Annotated in this window: 11 protein-coding genes and 1 pseudogene; 4 read left to right on the forward strand and 8 right to left on the reverse strand. The window is 74.3% G+C overall.

Translation table 11 applies throughout. The annotated features are described in order from the left end of the window. Positions 1 to 579 (forward strand): HNH endonuclease (locus CFP66_RS43500; protein WP_143517602.1); only part of this gene is annotated, 579 nt, incomplete at its 5' end. 70 nt (positions 580 to 649) lie between these two features. Here the strand turns inward: CFP66_RS43500 and CFP66_RS49705 are convergent. Together CFP66_RS49705 and CFP66_RS49710 are read right to left on the reverse strand one after the other, a co-directional pair. Beyond that, positions 650 to 1,213, reverse strand: a complete 564-nt coding sequence (locus tag CFP66_RS49705) for a DUF3553 domain-containing protein (protein ID WP_233160221.1) — start codon at positions 1,211 to 1,213, stop codon at positions 650 to 652. Positions 1,214 to 1,262: 49 nt separating this feature from the next. After that, positions 1,263 to 1,577, reverse strand: a pseudogene (locus tag CFP66_RS49710) (DEAD/DEAH box helicase); the annotation flags it as partial. Positions 1,578 to 1,777: 200 nt separating this feature from the next. On the opposite strand from CFP66_RS49710, the gene CFP66_RS43510 reads away from it, so the two are divergent. From CFP66_RS43510 to CFP66_RS43520, 3 genes are read left to right on the forward strand one after another with little or no spacing between them, the layout of a single operon-like run. Continuing rightward, positions 1,778 to 2,824: a glycosyltransferase family 4 protein gene (locus CFP66_RS43510; RefSeq protein WP_094931245.1), complete on the forward strand. Its 1,047-nt coding sequence runs from the start codon at positions 1,778 to 1,780 to the stop codon at positions 2,822 to 2,824. Between the two features lie 6 nt (positions 2,825 to 2,830). After that, on the forward strand, positions 2,831 to 4,099 hold the full coding sequence (locus CFP66_RS43515; RefSeq protein ID WP_094931246.1) for a glycosyltransferase: 1,269 nt from the start codon (positions 2,831 to 2,833) through the stop codon (positions 4,097 to 4,099). Positions 4,100 to 4,104: 5 nt separating this feature from the next. Then, positions 4,105 to 4,695, forward strand: coding sequence for an SIS domain-containing protein (locus CFP66_RS43520; protein ID WP_369805283.1), 591 nt, complete (start codon positions 4,105 to 4,107; stop codon positions 4,693 to 4,695). Positions 4,696 to 4,704: 9 nt separating this feature from the next. On the opposite strand, the gene surE is transcribed toward CFP66_RS43520, so the two are convergent. The 6 genes from surE to CFP66_RS43550 form a co-directional block, all read right to left on the reverse strand. Then, entirely contained in the window at positions 4,705 to 5,487 is a 783-nt protein-coding gene (surE, locus tag CFP66_RS43525) for a 5'/3'-nucleotidase SurE (RefSeq protein ID WP_094931248.1), read from the reverse strand. A 6-nt stretch (positions 5,488 to 5,493) separates the two neighbouring features. Next, positions 5,494 to 6,432, reverse strand: a complete 939-nt coding sequence (locus CFP66_RS43530; RefSeq protein WP_094931249.1) for a 1-phosphofructokinase family hexose kinase — start codon at positions 6,430 to 6,432, stop codon at positions 5,494 to 5,496. A 181-nt stretch (positions 6,433 to 6,613) separates the two neighbouring features. Continuing rightward, the gene (locus CFP66_RS43535) at positions 6,614 to 6,799 is read right to left on the reverse strand and encodes a hypothetical protein (RefSeq protein WP_094931250.1); all 186 of its coding nucleotides are present in this window, start codon (positions 6,797 to 6,799) and stop codon (positions 6,614 to 6,616) included. Between the two features lie 48 nt (positions 6,800 to 6,847). After that, positions 6,848 to 8,548, reverse strand: a complete 1,701-nt coding sequence (locus CFP66_RS43540) for a formate--tetrahydrofolate ligase (RefSeq protein ID WP_094931251.1) — start codon at positions 8,546 to 8,548, stop codon at positions 6,848 to 6,850. Next, positions 8,548 to 9,519, reverse strand: a complete 972-nt coding sequence (locus CFP66_RS43545; RefSeq protein ID WP_198962085.1) for a methylenetetrahydrofolate reductase — start codon at positions 9,517 to 9,519, stop codon at positions 8,548 to 8,550. The genes CFP66_RS43540 and CFP66_RS43545 overlap by 1 nt, the downstream gene beginning before the upstream one ends. Continuing rightward, on the reverse strand, positions 9,516 to 10,049 hold the full coding sequence (locus CFP66_RS43550; RefSeq protein ID WP_094931252.1) for a methylenetetrahydrofolate reductase C-terminal domain-containing protein: 534 nt from the start codon (positions 10,047 to 10,049) through the stop codon (positions 9,516 to 9,518). The genes CFP66_RS43545 and CFP66_RS43550 overlap by 4 nt, the downstream gene beginning before the upstream one ends. Between the last annotated feature and the right edge of the window lie 201 nt (positions 10,050 to 10,250).

Here is a 10,250-nt window from a genome sequence, read left to right on the forward strand (position 1 = left end):
CACCTGGACGCCGCCACCGGTGCCGCGCAGATCCGCGGCGGGCCGGAGGTTCCGGCGGCGACGGTGGAGCGGCTGGCCTGTGATGCGCGGGTGCAGGTGTTGCTCGACGACCGCGCCCGCAACAGGCTCTACCTGGGCCGTTCCCGGCGGTTGGCGTCGCCGGCGCAGATCGCGGCGCTGACCTCCCGGGACGGGGCACGGTGCCAGTTCCCGGGCTGTGCCCATGTCCGTCACTTGCACGCCCATCATCTGGTTCCGTGGTGGGTGGGTGGTCGTACCGACGTCGACAATCTGATCTTGGTGTGTTCGTATCACCACGGTGTAATCCATGATCACGGCTACCGGGTCCACCGGCTGGGTGACCGGTGGCAGTTCCTACGTCCGGACGGCTCCGCGGTCCCGGCGGTCGGGCCGGTGTTGAGCGGTCGGGCTGAGCGTTTGGTCGAGATGCACGCTCGGGCCGGGTTGCGGATCGAGGCCGCGACGTTGACCCCGAACTGGTTCGGCGAACGCCTGGACCCGGAACCGATCCTGGATGCGCTGCTCCCGCGCCGGCCCCGGGCCCGGGCGGCGGCCTGACCGCGTTCCGCGGAACGCACCCAGCCCCCAGGCAGGAGCCCGACGGGAACCGACAGACGTGCTCGCACCGTCACCCCGCGGGCGTCTGGTCGGCGGGCGCGAGCAGGTCGTTCTCGCGGACCGCGCCCAGGGACAGCGTCTTGTAGCCGTGCTCGGCGAACAGCACCGTGACGCGGTCGCGCTCGGTCGACATGACCGTGCCCTCGCCCCACTCGGGGTGGCGCACGCGCTCCTGGGAGCCAGGATCCTCGGCGTGGGCCGGCTCGGCCTCGCGTGAGGTCCCGGCATCGCAGTTGTCGCAGTGCCCGCACGGCTCCGCGTGCTGCTCGCCGAAGTAGCCGAGCAGCAGGCGCCTGCGGCAGTCGGTGGTCTCGGCGTAGCCGCGGATCATCTCGATCCGGGAGCGCACGGTCTCCCGCCGGTGCTCGGCGATCTCGACCGCCCGCTCGACCGCCTCGTCGGTCCGCATCCCGGTCGCGCGGCACCGCCCGTCGGCGGCGGTGACGACCGCGCCGGCCTGCTCGAGCAGGTTGAGGGCCGAGGTCCGGCGGGTGGGGGAGACACCGCTCTGCGCGCCGACCTCCTTCGGCGTCCGGGCCTCGCCGTCCCCGAGCGCGGCCAGCACGGCGCGCATCGCGTCCGGTGCAGTGCGCCTCGTCGACCACGAACAGGCCGGGGCCCGCGGCGCGCAGCCGTTCCACCACGTCGTCGTTCGCCAGCTGCTCCGGGGCGAGGAAGACGTACTCGGCGGACCCCGCGGACAGGGCCTCCCAGGCCGCCCGGTTCTCCCCGGAGCGCTGCACGGAGTTCACCGCCACGGCGTCGGGCGCCCCGCTCTCGGCCAGGCCCTCGCGCTGGTCGTGCTGCAGCGCGACCAGTGGCGAGACGACCACCGTCGGCCCGGCGCGCAGCAGCGCGGGCACCTGGTAGATCGCGGACTTTCCGGACCCGGTCGGCAGCACGGCCAGCACGTCGTGCCCCTGCACCGCGTGCTCCATGGCGTCGAGCTGCTCGGGCAGGTGAGACCAGCCGAAATCGTCGGCGGCGATGCGCCGCAGGTCGGTACCGGTGCTCACCGCTCGCACGTACCCCGCCACCCCGGCTCGTACCCCGTCACCGAACGTGCTGTGACCACTCCGCCAAGTAGCGACCGGGGGAATCCGGTTTTGATCCACGCAGGTTGGGCGAATCCGAGGACGTGAACATTCTCGTCTGGCACGTGCACGGCTCGTGGACGACCGCGTTCGTCCAGGGCCCGCACCGCTACCTGCTCCCGACGCTGCCCGAGCGCGGCCCGTGGGGTGGCGGGCGCCCGGCGGCGTGGGACTGGCCCGCGTCCGCCGTCGAGGTGGCTGCCGACGACCTCGCCGACACGGATGTCGACGTGGTCGTCCTGCAGCGGCCCGAGGAGTTCGCACTCGCGCAGCGCTGGCTGGGCCGCGCGCCCGGCCGGGACGTGCCGGCGGTGTACCTCGAGCACAACGCGCCGCGGGAGCACGCGGCCACGAGCCGCCATCCCGTCGCCGACCGCGACGACGTGCCGCTCGTGCACGTCACCCACTTCAACCAGCTGATGTGGGACACCGGCAGCACCCCCACTCGGGTGATCGAGCACGGCGTCGTCGACCCGGGCCACCGCTACAGCGGTGAGCGTGCGGCCGCCGCGGTCGTGGTCAACGAACCGGTGCGACGGGGGCGGATCACCGGCACCGACCTGCTGCCGCAGCTCTCCCGCTCCGTGCCGCTCGACGTCTTCGGGATCGGCACCGACGGTCTGCGTGAACACCTGGGCGCCTCCTCCGGAGGCGATGCGGGCGTCGATCTGGACATCCACGAATGCGGTGACCTGCCCCAACACCGGATGCACGCCGAGATGGCGCGGCGCCGGGCGTACCTGCACCCCTTGCGCTGGACCTCGCTGGGGTTGTCGCTGATCGAGGCGATGCACCTCGGCATGCCGGTCGTCGCGCTCGCCACCACCGAGGCGGTGGAGGCGGTGCCACCGGGCACCGGCCACCTCTCGACCGATCCTGCCCGGCTCGCGCACGCGCTGCGCGAGCTGATGGCCGAGCCGGAGCTCGCGCGGCGCACCGGCGCTGCCGCACGTGAGCACGCCCTCCGCCGCTACGGCCTCGACCGTTTCCTCGCCGACTGGGACGCCACGTTCGACGCCGTCACCGCCGATGCGTCCACCCGTGCCGCGCGCCGCGCCCCCGTCGCAGCCGGCATCACCGGAAGGAGCTGACCGGCCATGCGCATCGCAATGGTGTCGGAGCACGCCAGCCCGCTCGCCGCCCTCGGAGGCGCCGACGCGGGAGGCCAGAACGTGCACGTGCTGGAGCTGAGCTCCGCGCTCGCCGACGCCGGTCACGAGATCACGGTGTGGACGCGCCGCGACGCGCCCGGGCTGCCCGACGGGGTGCCGCTGCGCTCCGGCGTCGTGGTCCGCCACGTCACCGCCGGACCGGCCGAGCACGTGGCGAAGGACGACCTGGTGCCGCACCTGCCGGCGTTCACCCAGGCACTGGACGAGGCATGGACCGCCGACCCGCCCGACGTGGTGCACGCGCACTTCTGGATGTCGGGCATGGTGGCGCTCGCAGCGGCGGCCGGGCGCATCCCGGTGGTGCAGACCTTCCACGCGCTGGGCAGCGTGAAGCGCCGCCACCAACGGGAGGACGACACGAGCCCGGACGGGCGGGTCGCGGCCGAGCTCGCGGTCGCCCGCCAGGTCGACCGCGTGCTCGCCACGTGCACCGACGAGGTGTTCGAGCTCGCCCGGATCGGCGCGCCACGGCGCCGCACGACGGTGGTTCCCTGCGGCGTCGACACCGCGGAGTTCAGCACCGACGGACCCGTCGCCCCGCGAGGCGACCGACCTCGGCTGCTCACGCTGGGGCGCCTCGTGCGGCGCAAGGGCGTCGACGAGGTGATCGAGGCGCTGCGCCGGGTGCCGGCCGCGGAGCTCGTGGTCGCCGGAGGCGGTGGCGACGGCGATCCGGACGCCGCCCGCCTGCGCGACTGCGCGCAGCGCCACGGCGTGTCCCACCGCGTGCAGATCATCGGTCCGGTCGCCCGCCCCGATGTGCCGGCCCTGCTGCGCTCGGCCGACGCCGTCGTGTGCACACCGTGGTACGAACCGTTCGGCATGGTGCCGCTCGAGGCGATGGCGTGCGGCCGACCGGTGGTCGGGACCGCGGTCGGGGGCATCCAGGACACCGTGGTGGACGGGGTCACCGGCCTGCTCGTGCCGCCGCGCCGGCCCGACCTGCTCGCCACGGCGCTGCGGGACCTGCTGAGCTCGCCGACGATGGGTGCCGCCTACGGCATCGCGGGCCGCGACCGGGTGCTCGCCCGTTACGACTGGGAGCGGGTGGCCACGGCCTCCGCGCTGGTCTACGACGAGGTCGTCACCGCACGCGGCCGCCACACCGCCGCCAAGGTCGACCGTCCCGACGTCCGGTCCGCGGACGACGTGCGCGACCCCGCCGCGCCCGAGACCGCCGGGGTGGCCCGGTGAACCCGGTGGCGGCGCCCGCCTCGCCCGCCACCGTGGTGAACACCGTCGGCGCCCACGTCGACCGGCTCGCCGTCGCGCTGCCGGCGCTGCGGGCAGCGGGCCCGACGCTCGCCCGCTGGGGCACCGACCTGGCGGGGCGCCTGCTGGCCGGGGGGCGCCTGCTCGCCGCCGGCAACGGGGGCAGCGCCGCGGAGGCCCAGCACCTCACCGCCGAGCTCGTCGGCCGCTTCGACGGGGAACGCCAGGCGCTCTCGGCGATCGCGCTGCACGCCGACGGCTCCAGCGTCACCGCGATCGGCAACGACTACGGGTACAGCGAGGTCTACGCCAGGCAGGTGCGCGCACACGCCCGCCCCGGGGACGTCGTGCTGCTGTTCTCCAGCAGCGGCCGCAGCCCGAACCTCCTCGGCGCCGCGAGGGCAGCGGCCGGTGCGGGAGCCACCAGCTGGGCCATCACCGGGCCCGGCCCGAACCCGCTCGCCGACGTCTGCGACGACGCGGTCTGCCTGCCCGGCGACACCGCCACCGTGCAGGAATGCCACCTGGCGGCCCTGCACATGCTCTGCAGAGCGGTGGACGCGACGGTCCGCGCCTGAGCAGGGGCTTCAGGAGCGCACGCGGCTCGCGCTCGCGAGCCAGTCGGGTACCAGGCGGCCCTCGTCCTCGCTGATCGAACGCAGCGCCGTGAGCGTCGGGTGGCCCGCGGCCAGCAGCGCGCCGTCGGTGCCCTCCTCCGGCTCCGTGCCCACCTCGACCTCCCCCAGGCGCAGCCCGCCGTCCTCGACCTCGTCGACGCGGGCCTGGACGGTGCCGAAGGCCGCGAGGCGGGCGTGGCGCAGCTCCCGGTGCCGGCCGCGGTCACGGTCGGGCACGTTCAGCGACAGGGACGTGCCCGGTGGCGCGTCCAGCAGCAGCTCCAGCACCCGGGGGAACACGTCGTCGGCCGCGTCCCAGTGCCGCTCGCCCTGGGGGTCGAGGGGGACGTCGAGGCTCACGGCGAGGCCGCGCACGCCGTGCAGCGCAGCCGTGAGGATCGCGCCCACGGTGCCGGAGTGCAGCACCGCCCGTCCCACGTTGGCGCCGCGGTTGACGCCCGAGAGCACGAGGTCGGGCGCCGGATCCAGCCAGCCGGTGAGCGCCGCCACGACGATGTGGCCCGGCTGGGCGCGCACGCCCCACGCGGGCAGCTCCGGCCGGTCCCCGAGCTCATGCCGCTCGATGAGGGTGCGGCCCTCGTCGCGCACCGCGGTGATCGCGGCGCTCGCGCCGCTCGACTGCTCCGACGGTGCCGCCACCACGACGTCGAGCCCGGCGGCCAGCGCCAGCCGCGTCAGCGCGGCCAGGCCGGGGGAGTCGATGCCGTCGTCGTTGGTCACCAGTGCCCGCACCCGTCCCTACCCCTTCCAGTCCACCAGTTCGACCCGCTCGGCCAGCGTGCGGATCGCCGCCTCACCGCCGGTGCCCAGCCCCCGGCGGACCACGTTCAGCGCACCACACGCCGCGCCCGTGCGCAGGGCCTCGCGGATCGGGTCCCCGCGCACGAGGGAGGCAACCACGCCCGCGGTCATCGAGTCGCCCGCGCCGCGGGTCTCGGCCGCCTGCAGCGGCGGCACGTGGATCTCCAGCACGTCACCCTCGCCCTCGCCGTCGGCCGGTAGCGCGAGTGCGGGCTCGGCGGCACGGGAGACGATCACGGTGGCGGCGCCCTCGGAACGCAGCTTGCGCATCGCGGCGACGAGGTCTGCGGGGTCGTCGCTGCCGGCCCGCCCGTCGGCGATCAGCTCCTCGTGGCTGACCTTCAGCACCGCCGGGCCGCCGGCGAGCACGGCGTCGAGGCGCTCCCCGGCCAGGTCGGCGGCCACCCGGCAGCCGTTCGCGCCGAGGTCGGTGGCGAGCCTGCGGTACAGCGACGCCGGGATCACCTGGTCGTCGTTCGGACCCGCGAGCACCGCGGTGCCGTGCTCGATGCCCTCGCGCAGCATCACCTCGTAGAGCGCGTCCTGCTCGTGGCGGTCCAGCGGCCCGCCGGGAGCCTCGGCGATCGGGTCCCGGTCGTCGGACCGCCGGTCGTGCACGTAGCCGCCGTTGCGGGTGCCCACCCGCACCGCCTGCAGCTCGATGTCCTCGCCGGGCAGCAGGTGTTGCAGCACGTCGCCCGCCTCCCCGCCGAGCGCGGCGCACAGCACGACGGGCACGCCCAGCGTCGAGATCATCCGCGCCTGCCACACCCCCTGCCCGCCCGCGTGGACGTGGATGTCGGGCTGACCGGCCCGGTCCTCGATGGTGACGGTGAGCAGGGGCGAGGGCGCGAAGACGACGACCGTGGGCGGCATGTCCGGTTCGTACCCCGAGGCCCGCCGGACTACGCGGCGGCGCGGCGTGAGCCGCACACCAGGCGCCTCGCGACCGCGCTCACGTACGTCTCGCACGACGGCGCGCCGTCATGATCGCCAGGAGTGGTCTGAGGGCGACAGATCTGTCGCTCCCGTACCACTTTCGCTGATCACGACTCGGTCAACGTTCGTCGCCAGGGTCGTCCTGCCCCGGCGGCTGGGTGGGGCGGGGCGTGTCCTCGTCGGGCGGGAGCTTGTGGTCGGGGCCGTCGTCGGGATCGGTGTCGGGGCGCAAGGTGTCGGGCTGGTCGCGGCGGCCGAGCGTGGGCCGGGCGGACTCGACGGGTTCGTGCTCGGAGTCGGTCATGCCTGCGGGTACCCGCTCCGGCCTGCCGCACCGACCGCCGCGGCAGCGTCACGACAGGTTGACGATCTCGCCGTTCTCGTCCAGGTCGATGCGGTGCGCGGCCGGGTTCGCGCCCAGCCCGGGCATGGTGCGCATGTCACCGCAGATCGGGTAGATGAACCCGGCGCCGACCGAGGCGCGGACCTCGCGCACCGGTAGCCGCCAGCCGGTGGGTGCGCCCTTCAGCGTGGCGTCCGAGGAGATCGACAGGTGCGTCTTCGCGATGCACACCGGAAGGTGGCCGAAGCCGTTGAGCTCGTAGGAGTCGAGCTGGCGGGCGGCGGCGGGGGTGTAGTCCACGCCGTCGGCGCCGTACACCCGCCGCGCGATCGTCTCGATCTTCTCCCGCAGCGGGGCCTCGTCGGGGTAGAGGAACCGGAAGTCCGCGGGCTCCTCGGCAGCCTCGGCCACCGCGTGCGCGAGCTCGACGGCGCCGCGCCCGCCGTCGGCGAAGTGGGTGCAGACGGCGGAGCGGGCGCCCATCGACGCGGCGATCTCGGCGATGGCGGCGTGCTCGGAGGGGTGGTCGCCGGGGAACGCGTTGATCGCGACGACGGGGGAGACGCCGTGCAGCCGGATGTTCTCGATCTGCTTGCGCAGGTTGGCCCCGCCGGCGTGCACCTCGTCGGGGTTCTCGGCGAAGAGGCCGTCGGGCAGCGGCCTGCCCGCCACGATCCGGTGCTGCCCGGAGTGCGCCTTGAGCGCGCGCACCGTCGTGACGACCACGGCCGCGTCCGGCGTGAGGCCCGACGCGCGGCACTTGATGTTGAAGAAGCGCTCGGCACCCATGTCGGCGCCGAAGCCGGCCTCGGTGATCAGGTAGTCGCCCGCGTGGATGCCGATCAGGTCGGCCACGACCGAGGAGTTGCCGTGCGCGATGTTGCCGAAAGGGCCCGCGTGCACCAGCACCGGCGTGTTCTCCAGCGTCTGCAGCAGGTTCGGCCGCAGCGCGTCGCGCATGATCACGGCCATGGCGCCGGCCCCGCCGATGTCCTGCGCGGTGACCGGCTTGCCGCCGCCGTCGTAGGCCACGACGATGCGGCCCAGCCGCTCGCGCATCTCCTGCACCGAGCGCGCGAGCGCGAAGATCGCCATCACCTCGGAGGCCGCGGTGATGTCGAAGCCGGTCTGGCGCGGGGTCCCGTCCGCCTTCGCCCCGAGCCCGACGATGATGTTGCGCAGGACGCGGTCGTTGACGTCCATGACCCGGCGCCAGGTGATGTTGTGCTGGTCGATGTCGAGCTCGTTGCCCTGGAACAGGTGGTTGTCGAGGATCGCGGAGAGCATGTTGTGCGCCTCGGTGACGGCGTGGAAATCGCCGGTGAGGTGCAGGTTGAGCGTCTCCATCGGCACCACCTGCGAGTAGCCGCCGCCCGCGGCGCCCCCCTTGATGCCGAACGTCGGTCCCATCGACGGCTGGCGGACCGCGACGGTGGCCCGCCGCCCGATGTGCCGCATCGCCTGGCCGAGCCCGACCGTGGTGGTGGTCTTGCCCTCGCCGAGCGGGGTCGGGGTGATGGCCGAGACCACCACGTACTTGGCGCGGGGCCGATCGGCCAGCTCCTCGATCGCGTCCAGCTCGATCTTGGCGACCTCGCGGCCGTACGGGGTGACCAGGTGCGGTCCGATCCCCATGCCGGCGGCGACGTCGACCAGCGGCTGCAGCGTGGCGCCCTTGGCGATGGCCAGGTCGGACGGGAAAGCGGCCATCAGGCGCGCTCCTTCCTCTCGGTGGGTGCCGCGGGCGCCGAGGGGTGTCCCAGGCCCGCCCGTTCGAGGATCTCCGGGATCCCCCGCTCGTAGCCGAACGCCATGACGTGCACGCCGGCGACTCCCGGGATCGCACGCAGCTCCTCGATCGTCTCCACGCACAGCGTGACGCCCTCCGCGGCGACCCGGTCGCCCGGTACCCCGCGCAGCCGGCGCCCCACCGACTCCGGCAGGTGGACGCCGGGCACCTGGGAGCGCACGAACTCGTACGCGCGCAGCGAGCGGATCGGCCCGACGCCGGCGAGCACGCTGCAGCGTTGCGCGATGCCGCGGTCGACGACCTCCGCCATGAAGCGGGCGAAGGCGGGCACGTCGAAGGTGAACTGGGTCTGGCAGAACTCGGCGCCCGCGGCCACCTTCTTGCCCAAGCGGATGGCGCGGAACGCGGTGGGCGGGGCGAAGGGGTTCTCGACCGCGCCGATGAGGAACTCGGGGCGCTTCTCGACCGGTCGTCCGGACAGCAGCACGCCTTCGTCGCGCAGGGTGCGGGCGGTCCAGACGAGCTGGAGGCTGTCGAGGTCGAACACCCCGGCCGCGTCGGGGTGGTCGCCGTAGACCGGGTGGTCGCCCGAGAGCAGCAGCACGTTGGGCACGCCCAGCGCTCCTGCGGCGAGCAGGTCGGACTGCAGCGCGATCCGGTTGCGGTCGCGGCAGGTCAGCTGCATGACCGGCTCGACGCCCGCCCGCAGCGCCAGCACGCTGCCGGCCAGGCTGGACAGCCGCACGTGCGCGCCCTGGTTGTCGGTGACGTTCGCGGCGTCGACCCAGCCCCGCAGCAGCGCCGCCTTGCGATCGACGGCGGCGGCATCGGCACCCCGCGGCGGGCCGATCTCGGCGGTGACCGCGAACCGTCCGGCGGCGAGAGCGGCCCGCAGGCGTCCGGGCGGGGCCCCGTTGCCGGCGGCGGTCACCGGGGCACCTGCGGCATCCCGAGCTCGACGGGCGCGCGGCGCACGGATTCCCGCGGTGCGGCGTCGGTCCACAGCCCCTCGTCGCGGCCGAGCCAGTAGTGCACCCACGAGCTCGTGCCGCGCAACCGCTGGTCGATGGGGCGTTGCAGCAACGCGAGGTCGGATTCGTGACCTGTGGCCGCCGCCCGCTCGTAGGCGATGAGCCACACGCAGCGCTCCCCCGGATGCACCTCGCAGTCACCGTTGGGCGCCACGCCGCCGCACGGGCCGTTGCGCAGCTGCTTCGGGCAGGTCATCGGGCAGGCGTAGGCCGTGGCGGGAAGGGCGCACTGCCCGCACATCCGGCAGCCGTACAGCGCCTCCTTGCTGCGCCGCTCGAGACCGGTGAACAGGCGCAGCGCCCGCGGCATGCGCTCCAGGCGGGCGGCGATGGCCCGGTAGAGGCGGTTGGGCCGGACCAGCGGGGCGATGCGGTAGGAGGTGCGCGCGGTGACCCGCGGCCGGACCGGACGGGGAACGTGCTCGCTCACGCGCTCGCCTCCCTCCTACGGGCGCCGGCAGCGCCGGACACCCGCTTCCCGCCACCGTAACCGCGAAGGTGGCCTTGGTCACAACAGTGGGTCGGGCGTGTCCATGAGGCGCGAGTTCGCCGGTCGCAGGCAGTAGTAGTGACTACTTCGAGTAGTAGTGGGGTGCGGAGCGGTTTACCAGCAGCAGGCCCGGACACCTAC

It is taken from the genome of Pseudonocardia sp. MH-G8, from assembly GCF_002262885.1.
In the GTDB taxonomy this organism is placed as follows: Bacteria; Actinomycetota; Actinomycetes; order Mycobacteriales; family Pseudonocardiaceae; genus Pseudonocardia.

Excerpts from the sequence above, each read along its gene's own strand:
- CFP66_RS43535 (WP_094931250.1), bottom strand. The coding sequence starts at position 6,799 with ATGACCGACTCCGAGCACGAACCCGTCGAGTCCGCCCGGCCCACGCTC.
- CFP66_RS43540 (WP_094931251.1), bottom strand. The coding sequence starts at position 8,548 with ATGGCCGCTTTCCCGTCCGACCTGGCCATCGCCAAGGGCGCCACGCTG.
- CFP66_RS43515 (WP_094931246.1), top strand. The coding sequence starts at position 2,831 with ATGCGCATCGCAATGGTGTCGGAGCACGCCAGCCCGCTCGCCGCCCTC.
- CFP66_RS49705 (WP_233160221.1), bottom strand. The coding sequence starts at position 1,213 with ATGCGCGCCGTGCTGGCCGCGCTCGGGGACGGCGAGGCCCGGACGCCG.
- CFP66_RS43530 (WP_094931249.1), bottom strand. The coding sequence starts at position 6,432 with ATGCCGCCCACGGTCGTCGTCTTCGCGCCCTCGCCCCTGCTCACCGTC.